Origin of the sequence: Herbidospora sakaeratensis (assembly GCF_001570525.1) — a bacterium.
GTDB classification, from domain to species: Bacteria; Actinomycetota; Actinomycetes; order Streptosporangiales; family Streptosporangiaceae; genus Herbidospora; species Herbidospora sakaeratensis.
This window is the reverse complement of the sequence record NZ_BBXC01000007.1, coordinates 502,486-528,991: the sequence shown is the minus strand read 5'-3', so window position 1 is coordinate 528,991 and position 26,506 is coordinate 502,486. Positions and strand designations below refer to the sequence as shown.

The 26,506-nt window shown below is 71.7% G+C and carries 24 protein-coding genes; 5 read left to right on the top strand and 19 right to left on the bottom strand.

Annotated elements, in window-relative coordinates; all coding sequences use genetic code 11:
* Positions 1–14: 14 nt before the first annotated feature.
* The 10 genes from AW271_RS39370 to AW271_RS02180 form a co-directional block, all read right to left on the bottom strand.
* On the bottom strand, positions 15–875 hold the full coding sequence (locus tag AW271_RS39370; RefSeq protein WP_062330912.1) for an STM4011 family radical SAM protein: 861 nt from the start codon (positions 873–875) through the stop codon (positions 15–17).
* A complete protein-coding gene (locus AW271_RS02220; RefSeq protein WP_062330910.1) occupies positions 872–2,122 on the bottom strand; it encodes an STM4012 family radical SAM protein in 1,251 nt (416 codons plus the stop codon). Before AW271_RS02220 ends, AW271_RS39370 begins: the two co-directional genes overlap by 4 nt.
* Positions 2,106–2,903: an STM4013/SEN3800 family hydrolase gene (locus tag AW271_RS02215; protein ID WP_062332978.1), complete on the bottom strand. Its 798-nt coding sequence runs from the start codon at positions 2,901–2,903 to the stop codon at positions 2,106–2,108. Before AW271_RS02215 ends, AW271_RS02220 begins: the two co-directional genes overlap by 17 nt.
* A complete protein-coding gene (locus AW271_RS02210; protein WP_157553862.1) occupies positions 2,900–3,934 on the bottom strand; it encodes an STM4014 family protein in 1,035 nt (344 codons plus the stop codon). Before AW271_RS02210 ends, AW271_RS02215 begins: the two co-directional genes overlap by 4 nt.
* The gene (locus tag AW271_RS02205) at positions 3,931–4,848 is read right to left on the bottom strand and encodes an STM4015 family protein (protein WP_062330906.1); all 918 of its coding nucleotides are present in this window, start codon (positions 4,846–4,848) and stop codon (positions 3,931–3,933) included. The genes AW271_RS02210 and AW271_RS02205 overlap by 4 nt, the downstream gene beginning before the upstream one ends.
* Positions 4,845–5,792 carry an STM4015 family protein gene (locus AW271_RS02200; protein ID WP_245652892.1) on the bottom strand — a complete coding sequence of 316 codons (948 nt, stop codon included), beginning with the start codon at positions 5,790–5,792 and terminating at the stop codon, positions 4,845–4,847. The genes AW271_RS02205 and AW271_RS02200 overlap by 4 nt, the downstream gene beginning before the upstream one ends.
* Entirely contained in the window at positions 5,789–6,652 is an 864-nt protein-coding gene (locus tag AW271_RS02195) for an STM4015 family protein (RefSeq protein WP_062330903.1), read from the bottom strand. Before AW271_RS02195 ends, AW271_RS02200 begins: the two co-directional genes overlap by 4 nt.
* Complete coding sequence (locus tag AW271_RS02190; protein ID WP_169806260.1) at positions 6,649–7,620, bottom strand: STM4015 family protein; 972 nt, start codon at positions 7,618–7,620, stop codon at positions 6,649–6,651. Before AW271_RS02190 ends, AW271_RS02195 begins: the two co-directional genes overlap by 4 nt.
* Before the next feature lie 171 nt (positions 7,621–7,791).
* Positions 7,792–8,355 carry a hypothetical protein gene (locus AW271_RS02185; RefSeq protein ID WP_062330900.1) on the bottom strand — a complete coding sequence of 188 codons (564 nt, stop codon included), beginning with the start codon at positions 8,353–8,355 and terminating at the stop codon, positions 7,792–7,794.
* 202 nt (positions 8,356–8,557) lie between these two features.
* The gene (locus AW271_RS02180) at positions 8,558–10,735 is read right to left on the bottom strand and encodes a M6 family metallopeptidase (RefSeq protein ID WP_063817827.1); all 2,178 of its coding nucleotides are present in this window, start codon (positions 10,733–10,735) and stop codon (positions 8,558–8,560) included.
* Positions 10,736–10,987: 252 nt separating this feature from the next.
* Between AW271_RS02180 and AW271_RS02175 the strand changes: the two genes are divergently transcribed.
* Positions 10,988–12,358 (top strand): MFS transporter, encoded by a 1,371-nt coding sequence (locus tag AW271_RS02175; protein ID WP_062330897.1) that lies wholly within the window; start codon positions 10,988–10,990, stop codon positions 12,356–12,358.
* On the opposite strand, the gene AW271_RS02170 is transcribed toward AW271_RS02175, so the two are convergent.
* The 5 genes from AW271_RS02170 to AW271_RS02150 all read right to left on the bottom strand — a co-directional run bounded on the left by AW271_RS02170 (position 12,355) and on the right by AW271_RS02150 (position 19,872).
* Positions 12,355–13,602 carry an FG-GAP-like repeat-containing protein gene (locus tag AW271_RS02170; protein ID WP_062330894.1) on the bottom strand — a complete coding sequence of 416 codons (1,248 nt, stop codon included), beginning with the start codon at positions 13,600–13,602 and terminating at the stop codon, positions 12,355–12,357. The genes AW271_RS02175 and AW271_RS02170 overlap by 4 nt on opposite strands.
* Complete coding sequence (locus tag AW271_RS02165) at positions 13,599–15,113, bottom strand: alkaline phosphatase D family protein (protein ID WP_062330891.1); 1,515 nt, start codon at positions 15,111–15,113, stop codon at positions 13,599–13,601. The genes AW271_RS02170 and AW271_RS02165 overlap by 4 nt, the downstream gene beginning before the upstream one ends.
* A 114-nt stretch (positions 15,114–15,227) precedes the next feature.
* Positions 15,228–17,255, bottom strand: coding sequence for a tetratricopeptide repeat protein (locus AW271_RS42115; protein WP_062330887.1), 2,028 nt, complete (start codon positions 17,253–17,255; stop codon positions 15,228–15,230).
* On the bottom strand, positions 17,248–19,029 hold the full coding sequence (locus tag AW271_RS02155) for an HSP90 family protein (protein WP_062330884.1): 1,782 nt from the start codon (positions 19,027–19,029) through the stop codon (positions 17,248–17,250). Before AW271_RS02155 ends, AW271_RS42115 begins: the two co-directional genes overlap by 8 nt.
* Positions 19,030–19,050: 21 nt before the next feature.
* Positions 19,051–19,872: a hypothetical protein gene (locus AW271_RS02150; protein WP_062330871.1), complete on the bottom strand. Its 822-nt coding sequence runs from the start codon at positions 19,870–19,872 to the stop codon at positions 19,051–19,053.
* Positions 19,873–19,923: 51 nt separating this feature from the next.
* Here AW271_RS02150 and arfB point away from each other — a divergent pair, with 51 nt between their 5' ends.
* Positions 19,924–20,319: an alternative ribosome rescue aminoacyl-tRNA hydrolase ArfB gene (arfB, locus tag AW271_RS02145; protein WP_062330868.1), complete on the top strand. Its 396-nt coding sequence runs from the start codon at positions 19,924–19,926 to the stop codon at positions 20,317–20,319.
* On the opposite strand, the gene AW271_RS02140 is transcribed toward arfB, so the two are convergent.
* The gene (locus AW271_RS02140) at positions 20,316–20,930 is read right to left on the bottom strand and encodes a hypothetical protein (RefSeq protein WP_062330865.1); all 615 of its coding nucleotides are present in this window, start codon (positions 20,928–20,930) and stop codon (positions 20,316–20,318) included. The genes arfB and AW271_RS02140 overlap by 4 nt on opposite strands.
* Before the next feature lie 39 nt (positions 20,931–20,969).
* Complete coding sequence (locus AW271_RS02135; protein WP_062330862.1) at positions 20,970–21,749, bottom strand: HAD-IIA family hydrolase; 780 nt, start codon at positions 21,747–21,749, stop codon at positions 20,970–20,972.
* Positions 21,750–21,805: 56 nt separating this feature from the next.
* Between AW271_RS02135 and AW271_RS02130 the strand changes: the two genes are divergently transcribed.
* Positions 21,806–22,825: an LLM class flavin-dependent oxidoreductase gene (locus AW271_RS02130; RefSeq protein WP_062330860.1), complete on the top strand. Its 1,020-nt coding sequence runs from the start codon at positions 21,806–21,808 to the stop codon at positions 22,823–22,825.
* Here AW271_RS02130 and AW271_RS02125 read toward each other — a convergent pair.
* Positions 22,818–23,705: a TIGR03619 family F420-dependent LLM class oxidoreductase gene (locus AW271_RS02125; protein WP_062330856.1), complete on the bottom strand. Its 888-nt coding sequence runs from the start codon at positions 23,703–23,705 to the stop codon at positions 22,818–22,820. The genes AW271_RS02130 and AW271_RS02125 overlap by 8 nt on opposite strands.
* 16 nt (positions 23,706–23,721) lie before the next feature.
* On the opposite strand from AW271_RS02125, the gene AW271_RS02120 reads away from it, so the two are divergent.
* Entirely contained in the window at positions 23,722–24,537 is an 816-nt protein-coding gene (locus AW271_RS02120) for a phosphotransferase family protein (RefSeq protein ID WP_062330853.1), read from the top strand.
* Positions 24,538–24,564: 27 nt separating this feature from the next.
* A complete protein-coding gene (locus AW271_RS02115; RefSeq protein WP_419672892.1) occupies positions 24,565–24,846 on the top strand; it encodes a TFIIB-type zinc ribbon-containing protein in 282 nt (93 codons plus the stop codon).
* Between the two features lie 56 nt (positions 24,847–24,902).
* Here AW271_RS02115 and AW271_RS02110 read toward each other — a convergent pair whose 3' ends face one another.
* On the bottom strand, positions 24,903–26,471 hold the full coding sequence (locus AW271_RS02110) for an ABC-F family ATP-binding cassette domain-containing protein (RefSeq protein WP_062330850.1): 1,569 nt from the start codon (positions 26,469–26,471) through the stop codon (positions 24,903–24,905).
* Positions 26,472–26,506 lie beyond the last annotated feature (35 nt).

Here is a 26,506-nt window from a genome sequence, read left to right as displayed (position 1 = left end):
CTGCGCCCTCCGGCTCAGGGCTTCCTGGACGGTTCTGGGAGAACCCTGTGAGGGATACGTTCCAGCACGCCCCCGGCGAAGACGTCGTACAGGCCGGTCGGTTCGAGGTGCACGTAGCCGATGTGGCAGTCGCACTCCAGCTTCGGGCAGGCCCTCGGCCCCAGCCGGGCGCGGAACGTGCCGTCATAGAGATTTCCCAGGACCGTCGGGATGAAGTGGCACCGCCGGACCGTCCCGTCGCCGTCAACGGAGATCACCGTGTCGCCGGTCCGGCACGCCTGGCCCGCGCTGAGATGCGGGAAGCGGCTGTAGTGGAACAGCGGGTCGATCTCCTGCCAGCGGGCCGCCTCGTCGTCGGTGTAGGTCCGGCCCTCCTCGGCGTTGATCCACAGGTAGGTGGCGGCCGGGAGGTCCTTCCGGAGCCGCCGGGCGTGCTCCAGATGGGCCGGGTCGCCCACGACGCCGACGCTGTGGGGGACCGGCAGCGCCGTGACCTTGGCCAGGAACCGGTCGTAGGTCACCTGGGTCGGGTGGTAGGTCACCCAGAGCGCCAGCTTCTCGGGGTTCGCCCGGTCGAGCCAGCCGGTCCGGGAGCTGAGGTTGGTCTGGACGGCCACGCGGCGCACGTTGGCCTGGTGGCTGAGCCCGACCATCGCCTCCCGGTACCACGACCTGACCAGGCCCTCCCCCCACGGCGTGAACAGCACGCTCACCTCGTGGTCCTGCTCGGCGGTCCACGCGGTGAAGCGGAGCAGGGCCGCCCGGTCGGCGCGCAGCTGCTCGGGGGTGTCCCGCCGTTTGGCGAACGGGCAGTAGGCGCAGTCGTAGTCGCAGCTGGCCAGCGGCCCGCGATAGAGGATCGTCAGGTGCGTCATCGGGCGTCGTTGCCCGCCATCAGGGCGCGGACCTCGGCGGAGAACAGGGCCGGGCCGACCGCGTCGGAGTGGGCCAGGCCCTCGCCGGTCAGCCGCAGCACGTCGCCGTCGCGGACCAGCCACTCGGCCGGCACCGCCGTGACGTCGGGCTCGCCGCCGAACCGGCTCCGGTAGAGGGCCAGGTCGAGGCCGTCCTTCTGGAGGAGGCTCTGGATCGTGTGCCGCCGCCGCCGCTCGGACTCGTCCAGGGTGAAGCCGATCAGGGCCTCGGTGAAGTCGTCGCGGCGCACGTAGTCGTCGATGATCGACCGTACGTGCCGCGCGCCGACCGCGTACTCGTGGGAGTAGTGCAGGGTGCCCGTGTACGACCGGGCCCCGCACCCCACACTCGCCATGCCGTCGGTCTGGCAGCAGTAGCCGGTCGAGGTCCCGGTGCCGGGCAGCCGGAACATGCGCATCGACACCTGCTCGTAGCCCCGGTCGAGCAGCAGGTCGCGGCCCTCGCGGTAGAGCTCCATCCGCTGGTCGTCCCAGTCGCGGCCGATCTTGCCGAGGCCGGTGAGGGGGCGTACGTAGAGGGGGTAGAGGTAGAGCTCCTCGGGGGCCCAGCGCAGCGCGGTCTCCAGGGAGTGCCGCCACGAGGCGGCCGTCTGGCCGTCGATGCCGTAGATCAGGTCGATGTTCAGGATCGGGAAGCCGGTCGCCCTGATCGCGTCGAGGGCCCCGTCGACCTCGGCGCGCTTCTGGGGCCGGACCGCCGCGCGGGCCTCCTCGTCGACGAAGCTCTGCACCCCGATGGAGACCCGGGTCGTGCCGCGTTCCTTCAGCACGGCCAGCCGGTCGGGCGTCGCGGTCGCCGGGGAGGTCTCCACCGACAGCGGGATCTCGCCCCAAGGGGTGATCTTGCCGGTGACGTCGAACAACCGGGTGAGCTCGGCCGGGCTCAGGTAGGTGGGCGTGCCGCCGCCGATCGCCGCTGTGGTGAACGCCGGGTCGAGCGCGTCCGACAGGGCGAGCGTCTCGCGTTCGAGCGCGTCGAGGTAGGCCGCCACCAGCTCTTCGGGGGCGCCCGTCCGGGTGAACAGGTTGCAGAAGCCGCAGCGCATCTCGCAGAACGGGATGTGGGCGTAGAACGACCCGGCCCGCTCGCCCCGCCACACGTCGGTCAGCGCCGGGCGCGGGTCGAGCGGTCGGTAGGCGGTCTTGTGGGGGTACGCGTAGACGTAACTCTCATACGGACTGATCATCGGAGCTCCGGTCGAGGACGAATTCTGCGTAGGGCACGGTCCAGACGACGTCGTGCGCGAGCCGGTGGCCCACGTGGCCGTCTTCGCCGTAGGCGGTGCCGTGGTCGGAGCAGACGATCACGAAACACGGCCGGCGGCGGGTCATCAGGGCGAACAGCCGGGCGACGTGCCGGTCGACGTACTCCAGCGCGGCCGCGTGCGACTCGATCGAGTCGTCGGCCGCGCCGGGCAGGTAGAAGCGGTTGGGCTGGTGCAGCGCCGAGACGTTCAGGAACAGGAAGACCGGTTCCGGCACGCCGTCGAGCACCTCCTCGGCCCGGTCGAGTTGCCGTTCGAAGGAGTCGGGGGCGGTCACCCCGAACTCGGGCGCCCAGTGGCTCTCCTGGAACAGGCCGGGCAGCGCCGACCCCAGCGGGCTCAGCCGGTTGAAGAATCCGACCCCGCCGACGCAGACCGTGCGATATCCGGCCTTCGCCAGCCCCGTCGGCAGGTCGGGCGCGTCGAACACCCAGGTCTGCGGCGCGGTGGTCGCGCTGCCCGGGAACGACGCCGCGAACGGCCGGGTGTGCGGCCCGGGGGTGACCGGCGTCGGCAGGAACCCGGCGAACATGGCGGCGTGCGAGGCGAACGTGAAGCTGCCGGGGCTGTGCCGCTTCTCCCAGGTCAGGAACCGGGCGAAGCCCGGCGTGCGCCCCTCGGCCATGAGCCGTTCGGCCACGTCCCACCGCAGCGTGTCGAGGGTGACGAGCAGGATGTCGTGGGTCCCCACGACCGTGTTCATGTCGCGCACGGTCGCCACCCCGCCGCGATGGCCCGCGCCTGGCACTCGTAGGTCGTCAGGCCGCTGCCGTCGAGCGCGCCCAGGCCGGGCAGCAGGTCACCGAAGGCGTTGACCTCGGCGACCGCCATCGACCGCCAGTCGGCGCCGATCATCAGGTCGACGCCGGTCGTCAGGCTGCCGGGGAAGCAGGCGGCGGTGCGGGCGCAGATCTCCATCGCCTCGTCCCACCGGCCGGCGCCCAGCCGGGCCCGGATCTCCCCCACGTCGCCGCGTCTCCCGCCGAGGTGCAGGTTGGTCATCGGCACCCGACTCACCCGCGCCACCGCGTGGGTCGGCCGCCCGGCCACGGTGACCACCCGCAGGTCGAAGCAGCCGCCCGGCACCGACGCCTTCGGGAACCAGCGCTCGACGTGCAGCCCGTCAGGAGCCAGCGCGTCGACGATCCGGGCGACGGTCGATTCGTCGGTGTACGTCCGGACCGCCAGCGAGTTCCGCAGGTCCTCGGTGGCCGAGGTGACGGCCCGCAGGCGGGTCCCGGAGGTCTCGAAGGCGATCACCCCCGACGCGGAACTGCCGTGGGCGGGCTTGACGAACACCCGGGGCCACGACCGTGCCCGCATCTGGTCGCGCAGCTCGCCGTAGGAGGTCACGGTCACGCCTCCGGGCACGGGCAGGCCCGCCCCGGCGAGCAGGGCGTGGCAGCGTCGCTTGTCGAACATGACGGCGATCTCCTCGACGTTGGCCAGGAGTTCGCCGCCCGCCCCGGCCACCCGTCCGAGTCCGTCCACGAACCGGGTGTACCAGGTCGCCCCTCCCCCGACGCGGGTGGGGTCGCCCGCGCCCCGCAGCAGGGCGTCGGCCTCGGCCGACTCGCCGGGCGAGTCGACCCGGACCAGGCCCGAGAACGCGAGCGGAGCGCCGGTCAGCACCTCCGTCCACGGGACCACGGTGATCTCGCCCAGGCCGTGGGCGCGGGCCGCCGCGCCGAACAGGTCGGCGCGGCGGTCTCCGGGGGTGCCGACGACGATCACTCGTTCACCGCGGTGTAGAGCCAGCCGTCGTACTCCTCCGGGTCCTCCTGGGACTCCAGATCGAGCTCGACCGGGGCGAGAGCGGCGGACAACCGGGCCATCATGGCGTCGCTCAGGTAGTGGTGGTGCAGGTCGAGCCGGCGCAGGTGGGTGAGCGGCTGGCCGCCGAGCAGGGCCTCGGCGCCCTCGTCGGTGAGCGTGCCCATCGACAGGGCGAGGCTGTCGAGCCGGGCCACGATCGGCGCGGTGGCGACGGCGGCGGCGACGTCGTTTTGACGGTCGCTGTCCTGCAGGCCCAGGTGCTTCAGGGCAGGCAGGTCGTCGCCGGTCAGGATCGGCGCGAGGTCCTCGACGGTGTAGTCGCCGCCGTACTCGTCGACGCCGAGCCAGAGCTCCAGGTGTTCCAGCGCGGGGAACCGGCACGCCGCGACGCCGCGCACGAAGTCGCCGTCCAGGCCGCCGCTCTCGGCCCGGAGCATGCGCAACCGCTCGTGGCGAACCGGCGAGAGACGCAGGCCCATGCCGCCGCGGGTCTCCAGGCGTTCCAGATCCGGGAACGCGGTCAGCAGCGGGGTGACGTCGGTCTGGTGGATCCAGGAGATCTCCTGCGCCTCCTGCGGGATCGCCCCGAAGAAGAGCGCGCGCAGCGCCGGCAGCCGGGGGGCCGCGGCGACCAGGTCCTCGACCACCTGATGGGGGTCGGCGTCCCAGCCGCCGACGACGAGGGCGCGCACCTGGCGGCTGTCGACGGCGTCGTAGAAGTCGGCCAGTTCCCAGGAGCCCACCTCCCAGGCCACCTCGCCCGGCGGGTGGTCGGCCTTGCCGTTGAAGTCGACCGTCGGCAGGCCGGCGTAGCGGCGGTAGTAGACGTCGGTGTCGTCGGTGTGCCGGGGCAGGTCGAGGGAGATCGTCATTCGCCCACCGCCACGTAGAACCAGCCGTCGTCGTCGTACGGGCGGTCGCCGAGGTCGACGCCCACCACGAACAGCGCCTTCTCGACGCGCTGCATCATCGGGTCGCTCAGGAAGTGGTGGTGCAGGTCGAGCTGGTCGAGGTGGGTCAGCGGCTGGCCGCCGAGCAGGGCCTCCGCGCCCTCGTCGGTCAGCGTGCCCATCGACAGGGCGAGGTTCTCCAATTGGGCCACGACCGGGGCGGCCGCGACGGCGGCGGCGATCTCATCCTGGCGGTCGCTGTCCTGCAGGCCCAGGTGCCGCAGGGCGGGCAGCCGGTCGCCTCTCAGGATCGGCGCGAGGTCCTCGACGGTGTAGTCGCCGCCGTACTCCTCGACGCCGAGCCAGAGCTCCAGGTGCTCCAGCGCCGGGAGATCGCAGGCGGCGACTCCCCTGACGAACGCGCCGCTCAGACCGCCGCTCTCGACCCGGAGCATGCGCAGCTTCTCGTGCCGGACCGGGCTGAGAGCCAGTCCCTCACCGCCCCGGATCTCCAGGCGTTCCAGGTCGGGGAACGCGGTCAGCAGCGCGGTGACGTCGCTCTGCTGGATCATGGAGATGTCGCACCACTCGCCCGTCGTCGCGCCCAGGAACAGCGCCCGGAGGGCGGGCAGCCGGTGGGCGTTGGCGACCAGCTTCTCGACGATGGGCGCCGAGCTGTCCGTGTACATGTCGCGCCAGTCGCCGATGACGAGGGCCGGCACCGTCTCGGTGTCGACCCGCTCGAAGAAGGCGTCCATGAGCTTGCCGAAATCCGTCTCGAACACCGACAGGTGCCAGGCTCCGGGGCTGTCTGCGGGAGGTTCCCCGGGATCGTCGCCGTACCAGCCGACGACCGGCAGGTTGGCATAGCGCTTCCGGTGGTCGTCGTTCTGCCGGGGGTACAGCGGCAGGCTGAGCGAGGTCACTCGGACACCGCCACGTAGAACCGGTCGTCGCGCGGCGCGAGGCGGTTGTGCAGCTTGACGTCGACCCCCGGAAGCGCCTTCTCGACGCGCTCGGCCATCGCGTCGCTGAGGAAGTTGTGGTGCAGGTCGAGCACCATCAGGTGGCTGAGCGGCTGGCCGTCGAGCAGCGCCTCGGCCCCGGCGTCGGTCAGCGTGCCCATCGAGAGGTCGAGTTCGTCGAGCCGGGCCACGACGGGCGCGGACGCCACCGCGGCGGCGATCTCGTCCTGGATCTCGCTGTCCTGCAGCCCCAGATGCCTCAGGGCGGGCAGCCGGTCACCGGCCAGGATCGGGGCCAGGTCGGCGACCGAGGTGTTCCCGCCGTAGCGCTCGACGCCCAGCCAGAGCTCCAGGTGCTCCAGCGCGGGCAGGTCGCAGGCGGCGAGCGACCGGACGAACGAACTGTGCAGGCCGCCGCACTCCACCCGGAGCACCCGCAGGCTCTCGTGCCGGAGCGGGGTCAGCGCCAGCCCGTCGCCGCCCCGCAGGTCAAGGCGCTCCAGGCCGGGAAACGCGGTCAGCAGCGGCGTGAGGTCGCTGAGCTGGATCCAGGAGATCTCGCACCACTCCGGGTCGACGTGGCCCAGGGACAGGCCGCGCAGGCCGGGGAGCAGGTGCGCGTTGGCGACCAGCTTCTCGACGATGGCCGCCGAGCTCTCCTCGTACATCTCGGGCCAGGAGTCGACGTGGACGGCGACCACCTTGTCGGTGTCGCCCCGCTCGAAGACGGCGTCCATCTCCGCGAGGACGTCGTCGTCCTCCTCCATCGCCTGGAGAGTCCAGACACCGTCGGACACGTCGCTGAAGAACTCGTGGGTCACTCGGCCACCGACACGTAGATCCAGTCGTCGCGCTCCTTGCGCTCCTCCAGGTCGAGCTCGGCGTCGCCGACGAAGACGCGCAGGCGCTCGGCCAGCGGGTCGGTCACGTAGTTGTGGCGCAGGTCGAGCATCTTCAGGTGGCTCAGCGGCTGGCCGCTGAGCAGCGCCTCGGCGCCCTCGTCGCCCAGCGTCCCCATGGCCAGCGACAACACGTCGAGGCGGGCCACGATCGGGGCGGCCGCCACGGCGGCGGCGATCTCGTCCTGGTGGTCGCTGTCCTGGAGGCCCAGGTGCTTCAGGGCGGGCAGCCGGTCGCCGGCCAGGATCGGGGCCAGGTCGGCGACGGTGGAGTCGCCGCCGTAGTTGTCGATGCCGAGCCACAGGTCGAGGTGCTCAAGGGCGGGCAGGTCGGACGCGGCGACCGCGCGCACCACCTCGGCGGGCAGGCCGCCGGTCTCGAACCGCAGCACCCGCAGGTTCTCGTGCCGGACCGGCGAGAGCGCCAGGCCGCTGCCGCCGCGCACCTCCAGCCGCTCCAGTTGCGGGAAGGCGGTCAGCAGCGCGGTGACGTCGGACTGCTGGATCCAGGAGATCTCCGCCTCCTCCGACTGGATCGCGCCCAGGAAGATCGCCCGCAGCGCCGGGAACCGTTTGGCGTTCTCGGCCAACAGGGTGACGATCGCGGCGGAGTCGGTGTCGTACGCCTGCTCCCAGCACCCGATGACCAGCGCCCGCACCTCTTCGGTCGCGACCTGGTCGAGGAACACCTGGAGGGTCCCGGCGAACGCGCCCTCCTCGGCGTCGTAGGCGTCGGGTTCGGCGATCCGCCACGCCACCGACCCGGCGGCCGGGAGCTTCTCGTCGTCGTCGTCGTCCGGCGGGAAGACGCAGACGTCCAGACCGGCGTAGGTCTCGTCGTAGAGGTCCCACGGGTCAGGGTGGATGTTCTCCGGGAGGATTGTCAGCATGGGCCCTGTTCCTACCAGAACGCGGCGACAAATCAGCGATCTGGCCCACATTTCGTGATCGAAGCTGCCCGGAGATCGTGGCCGGATTCCCTTTCGAACCGTCATGGCCTGCCCGTCGGACGAGGCCAGTTCCGGCTTGAGGTACCCGAGCGCCGGTGATCAGCCGATCGGTCAGCGCCAGACCGCGTTCGTGAGCACCTCGGACAGGCCGGCAGTGCTGAACTTGTCGACGACGAGGATCTTGGACTTCGGCAGCAGCCACTCGCGCTGGATGAAGGTCGCTTTCACCTTGGACGAGTCGTTCCCGACGCACGTGATCCGCCAGGCGCGGTACTGCGCCTTGTGCCCCTTGCCGATCTCGCGATAGCCGGACGTGAGGAGCTTGGCGCCGCCACCGTAGCTCCACTTCGCGTTCAGCGGGCACGGCTGCACGTCGGTGGCAGGGTAGTAGGGCGACTTGCCCGTGTAGGGCTCGAACAGCTCATCCCCTATGGCGATGCCCTTCGGGCCGAAGATCGAGAATTGGTGACAGCCGGGCTGATGGAGCTTCTTGCACTTACCGGCGACCACGTAGGTGAAGTCGCCCTTGCCGTGCACCTTCCAGGCGTTCGGCAGGGTGATCGTCAGTCCCTTGCGCAGCTTGAGCACCTGCCCGGCCGATGCCTGTGCCGTGGCGGGCGTCAAGGCGCCCACGGCCGCGACGACGGCGGCGATTGAAATGATTCGCTTGATCATGACTGGTGAGACGCGCCACCGCCGCAAAAGGTTGGAGGGCGACGAGAATCGCACGCCCCGAGCCCGGCACGTGCCGGGCTCGGGCCCAGAGCCCGGACAAAACCGTGACCCGCACGCCTAGCCCCAGGCATGCGGGTCACGGAGCATCTCGAATGCCCGCCCGGCTAGTCAGGCATCTGCACGCAGCGCCGGGTCAGCACGATCAGCCGCCGGGCTGGGTCACGCCGTTCACCGTCAGGGTGTAGGGCGCGTACTGCTGGCCGAGCTCGGTCGGCTCGTCGTACGCCACGATCGCCACGATCTTGGTGAACGGGCGGGCGAGCAGGAGTTCGAGGCGGTTGAGGTTGATCGTGCCCTTGCCGTTGAACTCGACCTGGGCGGCGACCTTGTGCTTCTCGTCGAGGCCGACCAGGCGGACGTTCCAGTTGTGCACGGCCGTCGGCTTGATCTCGGTGAAGGAGTCGAACGGCTCCAGGCTGGAGCCGTCGCTGACGACGGTGCCGCCGACGGTGACGTCGTCGAGGTAGAGGCCGCCCTCGTTGACGCCGCCGTCGGAGACGTACTGGAAGCCGAGCAGGACGTTCTGGCCCGCGTAGGCGGACAGGTCGAACGTGTGCGGTTCGAAACCGCTGGTGGTGCCGTTCAGCGACGGGCCGAGCGGGCCCTCGACGGTCTGGTCGCCGGCGACCGGGGTGTAGGTCGCGCCGCCGTCGGTGGAGACGACGACGTAGCCGTAGTCGTAGCCCTCCTCGGCGCCGTACTTGGCGAGCAGGCGCAGGGTCGGGTCGGCGGCCGGGACGCTCACCTCGGCCACGGCGCTGACGTTCAGGTTGTTCTCGTTGCCGGAGAACAGCACCGGGTTGCCGGGGCGGTCGGGCTCGTTGGTCACGATCGTCCAGGCCAGCGGCAGGGCGGGCAGGCCCGTGGCGCCGGTGAACTTCAGCGTGCGCAGCTCGCTGCCCTTGAACGGCTGGCCGTTGGCCTTCTGGAGCGTCACGTAGTCGGCGCCGTTGGGGGCGGCGCCGGGCGTGTCGTAGGTGTCGGGGTTGGCCAGGTTCACGGTGGAGCTCAGCGAGGCCGAGGTCACCCGCGACTTGGGCACGCCCAGCACGATGCCGGTGCGGCTCTCCACGATCCGGTCGAGCAGGACCATCGACTGGTAGTCGTGGATGACCCGGTAGAGGTCGGCGCCCTCCGCCGCCAGCGCGGCCTGCAGGCTGGCCAGGCCCTGGTGTTCGCCGTCGCGGTGCAACGTCGACATGAAGTCGGCGCCGTAGCGGTCGTACAGGAAGAGCATGATCTCGTAGGCGTTGCCGTAGTCGGCGAGCACCTCGCTCGGCTCGCCCTCACCCCAGAGGGTCAGCGAGTTCTGCGGGCCGCCGCACTGGCGCGGGTTGGGGTTGTACCGGGCCTGGACGTTGCCGAAGCCCTGGAAGCAGTAGATGTGGCTGTCGGCGCCGAAGTCGTTGATGGTGGCCCGGGCGTCGACGTAGCCGGTGAGGGTCTGGGCGAAGTCCGAGAGGCCCTCGTTGATCCAGTTCCCCTCGAACGGGTCGGTGTAGTACATGAGCAGGTGCTGCCACTCGTGCGCGAACGTGCCCTCGTAGGCGTTCGGGCGGGCCGGGCGGCTGGTGCACAGGTCGCCGGTGGGCTCGTCGGCCGGCTGGTCGCCGGTCCGGTGGGCCCAGTCGAAGGCGTCCACGGTCATGACGTTGCGGTCGACGCGCTCGTTGATGCCGGCCGAGAAGAAGCCCGCGATGTAGGTCGGGTTGGCCGGGAAGTCGTAGAAGTTGTCGTCGCGGATGTTGTCGATCAGCGCGACCGTCTTGTCGCCGTCGCCGGTGTAGTCACCGGGGATGCGGGCGTTGGTCCCGTCGCGGTCGGGCGGGGTGGAGAAGGCCGCCGTCTCCTTCGGGTACATGTTCGTGTCGAACTCGTTCACGAAGTAGGCGACCTGCGCGTCGGTGATCGTCGTGGAGTTCGGGATCTGCGCCCGGCAGTCCCCGGCCGGGAACGACAGATCGTTCGCGACCCACACCTCGATCTTGTCGCCGACGCCGCGCAGGGTGAACGCCTTCGGGAACGGCGCTCCCCCGGCCTGCGTGTCGTCGATGGCCAGCCAGTTCCGCACCGTGCCCACCGGCGGCGTGGCGGCCGCGGCGGCGGTCGACCTGCGCGCCTTCGACGGCTCGTAACGGGCCGGCAGGTCGATCTCCTTGCCCTGGAAGGTGTCGGCGAGCTTGCCGTCCCAGTGCCGGAAGTCGTTCAGCGGCGCCGAGGGCGGGGCCGGCGCCGCGGCCCCGGCGGTGGCGGGGAGGAGCGTCGCGAACGGGAGGGCAAGGGCGGTGACTGCTAACGCGATGACACGTCTGCGTGTCATGAGACCCCCTTAGGGTGCTGCTGCGACATGACATGCCGCACTGACACACCGTGACTATCTGGCTGGAGGCGGGGCCTTCAAGCATGACATCTGCCAATAAACATCAGTCATTTTGGCGGTAAGCGGCTCTCCCTCACATCACTCCGGGAAAGGCGTGAGAAAAGAAAAAACCATTTGGGGCACGAAATACGGCCGTACCGGTACTCGATCCCGGTGCCGGGAGCAGGCCGGCCTGGTGACTATGTTGGTCCCGTGACAACGGAAGCGGTGCAGCTCAGCACGGCCAAGGGCCGCTGGATCCTGGCGACGACGGTGCTCGGTTCGGGCATGGCGCTCCTCGACGGGACCGTGGTGAACGTGGCGCTGCCCGACCTCGGCCGGGCGCTCGACGCCGACATCGAGGGCCTGCAGTGGACGATCAACGCCTACACGCTGACCCTCGCGGGGCTGATCCTGCTGGGCGGCTCCCTGGGCGACCGCTACGGCCGCCGCAAGGTGTTCATGATCGGCGTGGTCTGGTTCGCCATCGCCTCGGCCCTCTGTGGGCTGGCGCCCAGCATGGAGACCCTGATCGCGGCCCGCGCGCTCCAGGGCATCGGCGGCGCGCTGCTGACACCAGGCTCGCTGGCGATCATCCAGGCCACGTTCGCGGCGCAGGACCGGCCGAAGGCGATCGGCGCCTGGTCGGGCCTGGGCGGCACGGCCGCCGCCATCGGCCCGCTGCTGGGCGGCTGGATCGTGCAGACGATCGGCTGGCGCTGGGTCTTCCTCATCAACCTGCCGCTGGCGGTGATCGTGCTGCTGATCGCGGCGCGGCACGTGCCCGAGACCCGCGACGAGGAGGCGGCCGGCCGCTTCGACGCGCTGGGCGCGGGGCTGGCGGCGATCGGGCTGGCCGCGCTGACCTACGGCCTGATCGAGACCGAGGTCGTGCCGATGGTCCTGGGCGCGGCCATCCTGGCCGCCTTCGTGATCGTCGAACACCACCGGGGCGCGCAGGCGCTGGTGCCGGTGGGCCTGTTCAAGAACACCGCCTTCACCGCCGTCAACGCGGTGACGCTGTTCATGTACGCCGCGATGGGCGTGGTGTTCTTCGTGCTCGTGCTCCAGCTGCGGACCGTCTCGGGGTTCACGGCGTTCGCGGCGGGCTCGGCCCTGGTGCCGGTGACGCTGCTGATGCTGGTGATCTCCCCGCACGCCGGGGAACTGGCCCGCCGCATCGGCCCGCGCTGGCCCATGACGATCGGCATCCTGCTGTCGGGGCTGGCGTTCATGTGGATGAGCCGGATCGGCTACGGCGCCCACTACCTGACCGAGGTGCTGCCGCCGGTGACCCTGTTCGGCCTGGGCCTGTCGCTGACGGTCGCCCCGCTGACGGCGACCGTGCTGGCCACCGCCTCGCAGCGGCACGCCGGCATCGCCAGCGGGGTCAACAACGCCCTGGCCCGGACCGGCAGCCTGCTGGCCGTGGCGGCGGTCCCGCCGCTGGTCGGGCTGACCGGCGAGGCCTACCTGAACCCCGCGCTGTTCGACACGGCCTTCCGGCTGTCCATGTACGCCTGCGCGGGCATGATGGCGATCTCGGCGCTGATCTCCGTGGTCGGCATCAGGATCCGCTTCTAGCCGAGGCCGAAGCCGAAGAACCCGTTCCCTTCGGCGATCTTCTCGCCCTTCCTCCCCACGCCCGGGTAGGAGCCCTTCTTCACGCTGCCCCGGTAGCGGTAGACCTCGCCCTTGGTCGGCGCGCCGACGATCAGGTCGCCGCCGTGCACCAGGACGGCCGCCCCGAACTCGGCGCCCTTCGGGCCGGGGATCAGCAGGTTGTGGTTCTTGGTCAGGCCGCCGGTGCGGGTGCCGGCCAGCACCTGGACGGCGTTCTCGCCGGGCACCCCGACCACGAGCTCGTCGTCGCCATCGCCGTTCAGGTCGCCCGCGGCCAGGGAGGTGCCGAAACGGTCGTACATGATCGCGTCGCCGGCCAGGCTGTTCTGCGTCCAGGCTTCGGCGGTGGCCGGGCGCAGGCCGCCGGGTGAGCCGTAGACGACGTCCACGGCCCCCTCGCCGTAGTCGCCGGCCCGCTGGAGCTTGTTCAGGCCCTCGCCGGGCACGCCGATCGCCAGGTCGTCGTGGCCGTCGGCGTTGAAGTCGCCGGTGGCCAGGGCCGCGCCGAAGGCGTCCCAGCTCTCCGAGAGGCCGTCGATGCCGTAGGTCTCCTGCGAGTAGAGCAGGCGGCGGCCGTTCTTCCCGATCAGGGTGACGGTGCCCTCGCCCTGGCGGATCAGGTTGGCGCCGGGCGCGCCGATGGCCAGCTCGTCCGTGCCGTCGCCGTCGAAGTCGCCGGTGGCCAGCGCCTCGCCGAACTGGTCGGTCACCGCGCCGCCGGTGTTCTTGATCCGGCGCAGCTTCGGCCCCTGCCCGTGGACGTAGACCGAGCCGCCGCCGGGCGCGCCGATGGCCAGTTCGTCGTCGCCGTCGCCGTCGAGGTCGCCCGCCGCGAGGGCCGCGCCGAAGCGGTCGGCCCCCTTGCCGGGCAGGGTGACGGTCTTCCGGGAGGTCAGGCCGTACAGGATCTCGACGACGCCGTGCCCGTCGCGGCCGCCGGGGCCGGCGTCCTCCTCGGAGGCGCCGACGGCCAGGTCGGCGCAGCCGTCGCCGTCGAAGTCGCCCGTCGCCAGGGCGGAGCCGAACATGTCGCCCGGCTCCGGGTCGTCCTGGGTGATCAGGGGGCCGTCGAGGATGCGTACCGCGCCCGCTCTGACCTGGCCGTCGACGGTCGCGTAGGGCTGGGCGATGGCCACGAAGGCGTCGCACTGCGGGGCCAGGCCGGTGAGCAGGGGGATGGTGAGGGCCACCACGCCGAGGATCACGCGAACCTCCGCTCGCCCGCCGGGACGGTGAACCGGGCCGAGGTCTTCGCGGGGGCGCCCCGGCGGCTGATGTAGTCGAGGGTGCGGAAGTCGGCCGTGAGTTCCTGCTCCGACAGGCGGGCCAGGATGTAGCCGCGGCGCTGGTCGAGGTACTTGATGTGCGGGTTCTCGGCGCGCAGCGCCGACATGCGCTCGGTGTCGCGGTAGCCGTCGCCGTCGCTGGCGATCGAGGTGGCGACCAGCTCGACGCCGACGTTGGTCTCGGGGTCGTCGAAGTCGGTGCGCAACTCCGCCGCGTGGTGGATGTGCGCGTCACCGGTGAGCACGACCGGGTTGCTCACCCCGGCCATGCCGCGCAGCAACTGGTCGCGCTCGGCGGCGTAGCCGTCCCAGGAGTCGAGGTTCGACTCGCGGCCGGGCCCGACCTTGAGGTCCTTCTGGGTCATCACGATCTGCTGGCCGACGAGGTTCCACTGGGCCGGGGAGTCGCGCAGGCCGTCGACGAGCCACTTGTGCTGGGCCTTGCCCAGGAGGGTGCGCCCGCTGTCGAGGCGGTCGTCGCAGCCGGCCCGCACGCCGTCCTCGCACGCCTGGTCGTCGCGGAACTGGCGGGTGTCGAGCAGGTGGAAGCGGGCCAGCGGCCCCCAGGAGACCCGCCGGTTGATCGTGATCGAGGCGCCCTTGGGCACGCTGGCCCGCCGGAGCGGCATGTTCTCGTAGTACGCCTGGAAGGCGAACGCGCGGCGCTGCTCGAAGGCGGGCGCGTCGCTGGCCGACACGTCGGCGGCCCAGTTGTTCTCGATCTCGTGGTCGTCGAAGGCGACCAGCCACGGCGCGACCGCGTGCGCGGCCTGCAGGTCGGGGTCGCTCTTGTACTGCGCGTGCCGCATCCGGTAGTCGGCCAGCGTCGCGCACTTCACCCCGCCCGAATGGGTGCGGATGTTGCCGAAGGGCGCGGTGTAGCCGTTGGGCTGGTACTCGTACATGTAGTCGCCCAGGTGGACGACCAGGTCGGGTTCCTGCTCGGCCAGCCGCCGGTACGCCGTGTAGTAGCCGTGCTCCCAGTGGGCGCAGGCCGCGATGGCGAAGGTCAGCGGCGACACGACGGACGGGCTGGTGCGGGTGCGGCCGACGGGCGAGACGGAGTTCTCGGCCCGGAACCGGTAGAAGTACTCCCGGCCGGGCTGGAGCCCCTCCAGCTCGACGTGCACGCTGTGCGCCGAGCGGGCCGACGCGGTGGCCGTCCCGTCGCGCACGATGGTCGCGAATTTCTCGTCTGTGGACACCTGCCACTTCACGTCGATGTCCCGCGAGGGCATCGAACCCCGGCCGTCCGCGCCGTAGGGGTCGATCACGAGACGGGTCCACACCACGAAGCCATCAGGGGACGGATCCCCCGAGGCGACGCCGACGGCGAAGGGATCGGCCTTCAGGGCTCGGGACGGGAGAGCCGGGAGAGCGGGCGCCGCGGCGGCCAGGAGCACGCCGGAGATGAACGATCTGCGCTGCACGTCTGACAGTGCAGACCGTCAGTCTGTCGGAATTGTTTTACGGCTCTGACCAGCGTGATAACCAAAAATGAACAGATAAGCGGGTACCCGTTGTCAATGAACGCCAGGCGACGGTCAGTCGTCTTCTTGCAGGTCGGCGATGAATTCCTCGATGCGCGCGCACACCTCGTCGTCACCTGCGGCCCGGAACCCGCCGAGCGCCTCCTCGGCGGCGATCTCCGCCTCGACCGGGCGGCCCAGCCGGGCGTACGCCTCGGCCAGCGACAACCGGGCGTACCGGACCGGCTCCATGTCGCCGTCGGCGACGTACTGGGCGACCGCCTCGACGAGGTCGTCGAGCGCCTCGGGGACCAGCCCGAGCTGGAGGTGCAGGCTGCCCCGGTCGTGGTGGATCCCGGCCCGGTCGGACGCCGGGGCGTTGGCGAGGGCCTCGTCGTAGGCGGCCAGCACCTCGCGGGCGCCCGTCTCGTCGACCCCGGCCGACAGCAGCAGGTGGGCGTGGAGGCCGCAGGCGCGGGCCAGGCCCTCGCGGTCGTCCTCGGCCCGCAGGGCGTCGCGGGCGCGCAGCGCGGTCGCGACGTCGCCGCGCACGTTGGCGAGCAGCAGCAGGCCGGCGCCGGTGGGCGGCGCGGCGGCCAGCACCCGCTCCGCGTCGTCGTCGCGGCCCAGGGTCAGGTAGGCGTGCGCGAGCCGGATGATCGCGTTCGGCGTGTTCAGCGCCCCGGCCGACCGCTCGACCATCGGCAGGCCCTCGTCGCCCTGCCCGAGCTGGCAGAGCAGCAGGCCGATGCGGCCGAGGGAGCCCTGACGGCGGTCGTCGTCGGTGTGCAGGCCGGCGGCCCGCCGCCATTCGGCCAGCGCGGTCGCGGTGTCGCCGTCGACCATGGCGACCAGGCCCCGGCCGTCGGCCCGGCGCGCCTCCAGGGAGGGGTCGGGCGGGCACGTGTCGTACCGGGCCCAGGCGGCCTTGGCCTCGTCGACGCGGCCGCGCTGCCACGCCTCCTCGGCCAGGTCGAGCAGCTCTTCGGGGGTGTGCGCGGGCGGCAGCGGGGCGGGCGGGATCGGCGGCGGGGAGTGCCGGGCGCGGGGGTCGAGCGGCACGTGCTCGCCCAGCGGTTCGGCGGTCAGCCACTCGTCGACGCGGCGGCTCTGCTCGGAGGTGCCGTTGCGCGCGTCGAACCGGCCCGCGATCTCGCGGGCCCTCGCGGTGAGGGCGGCCTCCTCGGCCGGGTCGCTGGGCCCGGCGTGGCCCTGCTCGCGGAGCAGGCGGAGCAGCAGCGCGCCGGCCGCCGCGAACCACATGGCCGCGCCGGGGTTCGGGGCCCGGTCGAGCAGCGGGCGTTCGCGGGTGAGGATCTCCAGGCCGCGGGCCAGGTTGCCGGTGACCGCGCAGAACCACAGGTGGGAGGCGATCTCCTCGACCTCGTTGGCGTCGCCGCGGATCGCCCGGTAGGCGACCCGGTGGGCGTGCGCGGCCTCGGCGAACCGGCCGGTCCGCACGTAGGCGGGCAGCAGCGTGGTCAGGATGCTCTGCGGCTGGACGTGGCAGGTCAGCTCGCCGCGCAGCACCGGCTCGGCCAGCTCGACGGCCTCCTCGTCGCGGCCGCGCAGGATCAGGTAGAAGGCCCGGGAGGTCGGGTCGCAGCCCTCGCAGTCGCTCAGGATGTCGCGCGGGGTGGTCGTCCAGCGGTGGTAGAGCTCGTCGGCGGCGGCGTGGTCGCCCAGGTGGGCGGCGTGCGCGCAGCGGGCGGCCCAGACGGCGTGCAGGCCGTCGCCGTTCTCGCGGTAGCGGCGCTCCATGTCGTCGAGCATCTGGTGGGTGCGGGCCAGCGGCACCTCGGGGAAGCGGCGCAGGTCGCCGACGATCCACTTGAACTGCCAGAGCAGGTTGTGGACGGACCACTCGCCGAAGCCGCCGGGCTCGGCGTCGTGGTCGGCCAGGCAGCGGGCGAAGGCCGCGAAGGCCTTGGCGTGCTCGGCGCCGTACTGGTAGGCCTCGGTCAGCTCCATCCGGACCGCCCAGGTCAGGGCCTTGTCGCCGGTCGCCTCGGCGTGCCGCAGGGCCGTCTCCAGCAGCGTGGTCTTCGCCTCGCCGTAGGGCAGCGCCCGCGCCCGGTCGATCAGCTCGTGGACGTCATCCATTGACGGCCCAGTCGAGCAGGCCGAGGAACGACCGGTTGAGCGTGGCGGTGTCGGCCGCCCGCATCGGGTGGTGGCCGTGCAGCAGCGCCATGCCGTAGAGCGCCTCGACGGCGGTGGCGGCCAGGTCTGGGTCGGACAGGCGGGTGACCCGGCGCACCAGCGGGTTGCGATGGTTGAGCACCAGTTGCGGCTGCTCGCCCCGGCCGGCGTCGAGCGCGCCCAGCACGTCGGCCCACATCTCCCCCGCCATCTCGCCGGCCTCGCGGGCCTGGGCCTCGTGGCGGGCGGCCCGGCTGGTCAGGTAGAGGGCGGGCAGCGCGGCCGGGTCGAAGTCGCGCAGCACGACCTCGCAGCCGAGCGGGGCCAGCGCGGTGGCGGCGGTGGCGAGGAAGCCGCGGACCGCCAGTTCGGCGGCCGGGTCGACGGGGGCCATGCGGGTGGTGAGCTCTGCCGGTTCGAGGCGGGAGAGCCCGTGGCCCGGTTCGATGCGGGTGAGCCGGGCGAGGATGTCGCCGTCGTACACGTAACCGGCGTTCAGCAGCCCCACGCCCTGGGCCGCGCAGACCCCGGAGAGCTGGCGGAACTCGTCGACGCTGGTCGTGAAACGCCCGGCCGGGTGCCGGACCCGGAACTGGGCGAGGGTCATCGGCCCTTCGGCGGTCTCGTACTCGATCCACCGGTCGACCAGCCGCAGCATGTCGTCGTCGTGCAGGGCCAGCGCCTTCACGCCCAGGTGGTGCAGCCGCAGGAAGCCGCGCAACCGGGCCGGGTCGGTGGTGGCCAGCCGCACCAGCCACTCGCGCAGTTGCGCGCCGAGCGCGTCGCGGGTGTGTTCGAGCAGGTCGTCGTCGTAGAGCGCCTCACGGGAGGCGGTCGGGCGCAGCTCGGCGGCGTCGACGACGCACCGCACGAAGAACGCCCACTCGGGCAGCAGCCCGGTCAGCTTCTCCGACAGCAGCATGCCCTTGAGGTAGACGCGGTGCGCGTCGCGGGCCCCTGGGTTGGCCGGGTGGGGCACCACGAACGCCACCCCGGTCAGCCCCGCCTCGGGCACCGCCAGGTCGATCACGTCGAAGGCGGAGAAGCCGAAGAGCTCTCTCCCGTACGCCGTCAGCGCCTCCCGCCTCAGGGCGGGACTGGCGTGGCGGACCTGCCAGGGCGCGCCCGCGCCGGACACCGCGACGCCGTCGACGCTCACCTCGACGGGCAGCAGCGAGCCGAAGAGCTGGGCCAATTCCGTTACGGTCCGGCTGGAAGTCCAGACGGCCGCGTCGCGGCGCGGGCGTAAGGTGACCGTGGTGCCCGGTTCGCCCGGCCCGGCGGCTCCGGCGGCGACGTCGTAGCTGCCGTCCGACCGCCCGGTCCACACCACGGCGGGCCCGCCGGAGGCCGACCGCGACTCGACGTGGATCTCGTCGGCGACCAGGAACCCCGACAGCAGGCCGATGCCGAACTGGCCCAGGAACTCGTGCCGCGCGAACCCGAGCTCGTCGCGCTTGGACGAGCGCCCGATCGTCGCCAGCAGCGTGTGCACCTCGTCTTCGGTGAGCCCGATCCCGGTGTCGTGCACCCGGATCGTGCCGGGCCCCACCTCCACCCGGATGCGCCCGGGCGCCATCGGATCGCCCGCCCGCCGCGCGACGATCGCGTCGCAGGCGTTCTGCAGCAGCTCACGGACGTAGACGCGCGGACTGGAGTAGAGATGCCGGCTGAGCAGATCGACCACTCCGCGCAGGTCGACCTGAAAGGCCCGGGTCCCTTCGGTGTACGGCACGCGACGACCCTATCGAGCTTTTTACTGGAGAAAGTCCCGCAAATGGGAGTTCAAGACACCACAACCCAGGTAATTGCGGACGGTATGAAAATCCAGCCAGTCGATGTTGCACTGCACGTCGCGTTCCACACCCTTGAAAACCGGGCGCAACTCGGCGGGAATGGCGGCGATGTCGTCTTTGTCGGCGACGTTGATCCACCGCCCGACCCCCGGCGGCCGGGCCCCCATGCCCGCGACCGGCAGCGGCGCGAGCCGCTCGAACACCACGTTCCGCATGCCCAGCGGCGACCCGAGCGTGACCAGCAGGTCGGCCCGCAGATCGGGATGCGCCCAGAACGCCTCGTACGTCACCACGCTCCCCAGCGAGTGGGCGATCACCACCCGGGGCCTGCGCCGCCGGATCACCGCGGCCACCGCGTCGCGCGACGACGTGCGGGGCGCGCCGCCGCCCAGGTAGGTGGCCACCTCGGGGCAGAAGTCCTCGGCGAACCTCAGCGCCCCGGCGCCGAGCCGGTCGAGCAGCCAGCCCGCCAGCCGGTGGGCCACCGCCGTCAGGGTCTCGCCCGCGGCGGCGGCGACGCGGTGGTCCTCGACCTGGCGCATCCAGTCGGTGAAGACCATCTTCTCGGGCGGCGCCATCTTCTTCGGCGGCTGCGGGGCGCCCTTGCGCAGGTGGTGGGCGTAGTAGGCGACCTCGGCGACCGGATCTCTCCCGGGGAACCCGCCGTCGTGCAGGTAGCGGTTCCATTTGGCGAGCATCAGCTCGGCCGCCTTGACCGGGGAACCGCCGCCCTGTTCGAAGTACTTGTACTTGCCGATGCCGTGCACGCCGACGATGGTCACCCGCCCACAGTGCCGGAAAAATGCGTTGATGGCACGGCTAATCTGAGAGGCATGACCGAGATCCCGGAGGCCGAGCTCCGCTGGCGGTTCTCGCGTTCCTCCGGGCCCGGCGGCCAGGGTGTGAACACGACCGACAGCCGGGTGGAGCTGAGCTTCGACATCGCGCAGTCGGGCGCGCTGACCGACGTACAGAAGGAACGGGCCCTTGAGCGGCTGGCCCACCGGCTGGTCGACGGCGTGCTGACGATCGCCGCCCAGGAGTTCCGCTCGCAGCTGCGCAACCGCGAGGCCGCCCGCGTCCGCCTGGAGGCGGCCCTGCGCGACGCCATCGCGCCGCCCGCGAAGAAGCGGCGCCCGACCAAGCCCTCGAAGGGCCAGGTGGAGCGCCGCCTGGAGAACAAGAAACGCCGGTCGGACGTGAAGCGGCTGCGCCGCGACGTCTTCTAGCGCTCGGTCCGGTCCTCCATCTCCCAGACGTGGTCGAGCACGTGCCAGATGATGCGCCGGGAGGCGTAGCGCACCGGCCACCGGTAGTCGTCGCCGTCGAGCGGGCGCGAGACCACCTCCAGCAGTCTCGGCCGCATCCCGGCGACCTCGGCCGGCCTGATCCGCACGTCGAGCTTGGCGGCGTAGGCCCGTTCGGCGTTCACCACGTGGTCGACCATCTTGTCGCGGTCGCGCCCGCCGCCCCGGGGCCCCTTGCGCAGCTCCTCGGGCGTGATCCCGACGACGGCGTCGAAGACCTCCCAGGCGGCCTTCATCAGCGCGGCGTTCTTGGCCGCCTCGGCCGCGCCCCACGGCTCGGAGTCGAGGACGGCGGGCAGGGCGGGCGCGCCGAAGTCGGTGGTCGCGTCGCCGGTGATCTTCTCGGCGACCCGGATCTCGCCCGGCTCGAACACCAGCCCGGCCCGGTCGGCCACCACGCGGTAGCGCTCCTCATAGGAGAGCAGCGCCTCGATCGCGTCGTCCTCGGACTTGGCCGACCGGCTCCAGCCCGGCCAGTCGACCGAGTTGGCGAAGACCCGCTTCTTGCCGAGCTCCAGGTAGATGGTGTGCATGCCTCCACCCTGGCACCCGTACCTGCCAGAACGTGGCAGCTACACCAGGTCGACGAGGTCGGCGACCGAGTTCACGACCTGCGAGGGGCGGTAGGGCCAGCGGTCGATCTGGTCGGCCTTGGAGACGCCGGTCAGCACCAGGATGGTGTGCAGGCCCGCCTCCATGCCGCAGACGACGTCGGTGTCCATGCGGTCGCCGATCATCGCGGTCGACTCGCTGTGGGCGTCGATGCGGTTGAGGGCGCTGCGCATCATCATCGGGTTGGGCTTGCCGACGAAGTAGGGGTCGACGCCGGTCGCCTTGGTGATCATCGCGGCGACCGCGCCGCAGGCCGGGAGGTTGCCCTCGTGGGAGGGGCCGACGGCGTCGGGGTTGGTGGCGATGAAGCGGGCGCCGTTCTCGATCAGCCGGATCGCACGCGTTATGTGGGAGAAGCTGTAGGTGCGGGTCTCGCCGAGCACGACGTAGTCGGGGTTCAGGTCGGTCAGCACGTAGCCGGCCTCGTGGAGGGCGGTGGTCAGGCCCGACTCGCCGATCACGTAGGCGCTGCCCTCGGGCCGCTGGGCCGACAGGAAGTCGGCGGTGGCCATCGCGGAGGTCCAGATCGCCTCGGGCGGCACCTCGAGCCCGGCCGACCGGAGCCGCACCGACAGGTCGCGCGGGGTGTAGATCGAGTTGTTGGTGAGCACGAGGAACCGTTTCCCCGAGGCCTCCAGCCGCTTGATGAACTCGTCGGCTCCCGGCACGGGTTGACCTTCGTGGACCAGGACGCCGTCCATGTCGGACAGCCAGCATTCGATCGGCTTGCGCTCACTCATGGGGCTAAGCATCGCAGAAGGAAATAACCGGAGTAAGACTCCGGTTATCTGGGGTTATGGACAACATCCACGGTGTCGCACGGGGCACGGCCGAGGTCCCGCTGTCGGTCCTCGAACTCGCGACGGTAGGCGTGGGGATCACCCCCACCGAGGCGCTGCGCGGCGCGACCGACCTGGCCAGGAAAGCCGAAGCGTGGGGCTTCCACCGCATCTGGGTGGCCGAGCACCACGGCATGCCGGGGGTGGCCAGTTCGTCGCCCGCCGTGCTGATCGCGCATCTGGCGGCGGCCACCGAGCGCATCAGGGTCGGGTCGGGCGGCGTGATGTTGCCCAACCACGCCCCGCTGGTGGTGGCCGAGCAGTTCGGCACCCTGGAGGCGCTGCACCCGGGCCGCATCGACCTGGGGCTGGGCCGCGCGCCCGGCACCGACATGGCCACCGCGCACGCCCTGCGCCGCCGGGCCGAGGTCGACCCCGACGAGTTCCCCCAGCACGTGAACGAGCTGACCGCCTTCCTCGACGGCACCTTCCCGCGTATCCAGGCGATCCCGCGCGGGCCGCAGCGCCCGCCGATCTGGCTGCTCGGGTCGAGCGGCTTCTCGGCCAAGCTCGCCGGGCTGCTCGGCCTGCCGTTCGCGTTCGCGCACCACTTCAGCGCGGCCAACACCGAACCGGCGCTGGAGCTCTACCGTGCCTCCTTCCGCCCGTCGGAGGTGCTGGCCGAGCCCTACGCGATGATCGGCGTCTCGGCGCTGGCGGCCGAGACCGAGGAGGAGGCGTACCGGCAGGCGCTGCCGGGCGCGTTGTCGTTCCTCCGGCTGCGGTCGGGCAACCCGGGAGCCTTCCCGACCCCCGAGGAGGCGACCGAGTACGAGTTCAGCCCCATGGAGGCCGAGTTCGTCCGCGACCGCCTCGCGAACGTCGCCCTGGGCACCCCCGAGCAGGTCCGCGCCCACCTCGACGAGCTGCGCAAGCGCACCGAGGCCGACGAGCTCATGATCACCACGATGACGCACGGCACCGGGACGCGCATCCGCTCCTACGAGCTGATCGCCGGGGCGTACGGCCTCATCTAGGGGCCAGGTTCTCCATCGCCTCCTCGGCCAGGGCCAGGGAGACGGCCGGGTCGGCGTCGGGCGCGCCGAAGGCGGGGTTGAAGTTGAGGTCGTGGAAGACCTCGGTCATGCCCTGCTCCGCGAGCGCCTCGACGTCCTCCCGGATCTTCTCGTACGGGCCGGAGAGCGGCTGGCTCGCGTCCTTGCCGGGCCGGGTGACGCCGCGGCAGACGAAGCGGGTCACCTCGCGGCCCGCTTCGGCGGCGGCCTCCTTCACCTGGCCGATCATGGCCGGGAGGTCGTCGCCGAGCATGCGGCTGGAGCTGATCCACCCGTCGGCCAGCCGTCCGGCCCGGCGCAGCGCGGCGGGCGCACCACCGCCGAGCAGGATGGGCGGCGGCGTCTCCGGCTTCGGCTCCTGCCGTGAGGGCACGACGTCGTAGAACTCGCCGTGGTGCTCGATCACCTCGTCGGTCCAGAACCGGCGCAGCAGCATGAGGTACTCGTCGGCGCGCTTGCCCCGGCGCTCCAGCGGCACCTTCGAGGCGATGAACTCCTCCTCCATCCAGCCGAGCCCGAGCCCGGCGTCGAGCCGCCCGGCGCTCACCGACTGGAGCGTGGCCAGCTGCTTGCCCAGCAGCGCGGGCGAGAAGAAGGGCAGGTTGAGCACGGCCACGCCGAGCCTGATGCGCGAGGTCAGCGCCGCGACGTAGGCCAGCGACACGATCGGGTCCTGCACGCTGCGGTAGACGGCGCCGATGTCGGTGCCGGCGGGATGGAGCAGCCGCTGGAACGTCCAGACCTCGTGGTAGCCGAGCTCCTCCGCCCGCGTCGCCACCCGGGCCATGATCTGGGGGGTCGCCCACGTGCCCGACACGGGCACACCGAAGCCGATTCTCATGTCTTAGATTGTCCGGGTGTCCCTCCTCGACGAACTCGTCCGCCACGCGGGCGGCGGCGATCCCACCGTGCTGAAGGACACCCGTGTGCTCGTGGTCCGGGTGGGCGACGTCGTGGTGAAGGCCCACGAGGCCGACACCGACGAGGCCGCGCTGAAGGCGCGCCTGGCCGTCGAGCTGCCCGCGGGGCTGATGCTCCGGGCGTTGTCGGTCGACCGGGTCGGCGACCGCGTCGTCACCGTGTGGCCCGCCGGCACCCCGCTCACGCCCGACGACCTCGACGACGCCCCGTGGGAGGAGGCCGGCGAGCTGCTCGCCGAGCTGCACCGCCAGCCGGTGCCCGACGGCGTGCCCATGATGGGCGGCCCCGACCGGGTGACACGCGCCGTGGCCCGGCTCGACCCGCACGACCTCCCCCGCAGGGCGTACACCACCCTGAACCTCAACCAGCGGCGGCGGGTGCTGACGCACGGCGACTGGCACCTCGGCCAGCTGCTGCGCCACGACGGCGCCTGGACGCTCATCGACCCCGACGACCTCGGCTGGGGCGACCCGGCATGGGATCTGGCCCGGCCCGCGGCGTGGTTCGCCAACGGGCTGATGGACCCGGCGGGCTGGGACCGGCTGTCACGTTCCTACCTGCGGGCCGGCGGCACCGCGATTTCCGGCGACGACATGTGGCGGGAACTCGACGGCCCGGCCCGCGCGTTGACCGTCCAGTTGGCGGCCGTCGCGGTGGCCAATGCCCGCGAAGACGGCGTCCCGCTTGACGACGCGGCGGCGGCTCTGATGTCCTCCTGCGAGAGGATCCTCGCCGCCCCGCCGCTGTCCTAGAGTGAACGATGCACGTCACATAAGGAGATGAACCTCATGCAGTGCCCTAAGTGCAGAGGCAACATGCGGACTCTTGACCGCAACGGCGTCCACATCGAGCAGTGCGACAACTGCCGCGGCATCTTCCTCGACTACGGCGAGCTCGAGACCCTGAGCCGCATGGAGAGCCAGTGGGCCCAGCAGCACTACTCGGCCCCGCCGCCCCCGCCGCCGCCCGCCCACGGTCCCGCCTGGGGTCACGGTGGTCACCACGGCGGCCACTACGGCCACCGCCGCAACAGCTGGGTGGGCATGCTCTTCTCCAGCTGACCCCCGAACGTCCGGCGAGCCGCGGCCCTGTCACAGGGTCGCGGCTCGTCGCGTGTTCAGAGGTCCAGCCGCCGCGTGACGCCGATCGAGTCGAGGAACGGCAGGTCGTGGCTGGCCACGATCAGCGCGCCCCGGTAGGCCGACAACGCGCCCGCGAGCTGGCGCACGCTCGCCAGGTCGAGGTTGTTGGTCGGCTCGTCGAGCAGCAGCAGTTGCGGCTGGGCGAACAGCAGCCGGGCCAGCGCGGCCCGGAACCGCTCCCCGCCCGACAACGTGCCGGCGATCTGGTCGGCGCGGTCGCCCCGGAACAGGAACCGCGCCAGGCCCGCGCGGATCTCGTTCTCCGACGCGCCGGGCGCGACGGCGCGCACGTTGTCGGCGATGCTGACCGTCTCGTCGAGCACGTCGAGCCGCTGCGGCAGATACCGCGTCGGCACCAGCGCGGGCCACCGCGTGACGGCCTCCAGCAGCGTCGTCTTGCCCGAGCCGTTCGGGCCGAGCAGCGCGATGCGCTCGGGCCCCCGGATGACGAGCTCCGACGGCTCCCGGCCGCGCCGTTCGGGCACCACCTCCAGCGGCCCCGACACGTCGCGGTCGGTGACGAACGTGCCGCCGAGCGGGAACTCCAGCACCATCCGGGTCTGCGGCACGGCCGTGCCCGGCAGGTCGACGCGGATCTCGGCGTCGTCGCGGACCGCGTCCTCCGCCTCGGTGAGCCGGTCGCGGGCGTCGGACAGCCGCTCCTCGTGCAGGATGCGGTGCTTGCCGGCGCTCTCCTGGGCGGCGCGTTTCCGGGCGCCGATGGCGATCTTCGGCAGGCCCTTGGTCAGCGCCGCCTTCCTGCCGTTCTTGGCCCGTCGCGCGATCTTCTCGTGCGCCTCGGCGAGGTCGCGCTTCTCGCGCCGCACCTCGCCCTCGGCCGCGCGGACCATCCGCTCGGCCGCCTCCTGCTCCACGTCGAGCACGTCCTCGTACGCCGTCAGCCCGCCCCCGAAGATCCGCCCGTCGGGCAGTTCGGCGAGCCGGTCGACGAGGTCGAGCAGCACCCGGTCGTGGCTGACCACGACGATCGTGCCCGGCCACGCGGTGACGGCGTCGTAGAGCCGGTGGCGGGCGGCCAGGTCGAGGTTGTTGGTCGGTTCGTCGAGGAGCAGCACGTCGGGGGCGCGCAGGAACTCGGCGGCCAGGCCGACCATCACCGTCTCGCCGCCCGAGAGCGTGGCGACGGTCCGGTCGAGGCCGACGTCGTCGAGGCCCAGCTTGTCGAGTTCGGCGCGGGCGCGTTCCTCGACGTCCCAGACGACGTTCTCGAAGTGCTCCTCGGCGGTGTCCCCGGCCTCGATGGCGTGCAGGGCGCGCCGGGCCTCGGTGATGCCCATGAGGTCGGAGACGGTGCGCCGCACGCCGAGCGGGAGGTTCTGCGGCAGATGGCCGACCGAGCCCGACACCTGGATCGAGCCCCTGATGGGCACCAGCTCGCCGGCGGCCAGTTTCAGAAGGGTGGACTTGCCGGAACCGTTCACCCCGATCAGCCCGGTCACGCCGGGGCCGATCACGAGGTCGAGGCCTTCGAAGACGGGGGTGCCGTCGGCCCAATAGAAGAAGAGATCGTCGCAGCGCAACATGGCGCACCAACTCCAGAGGTCATGTGTCAGAGAGA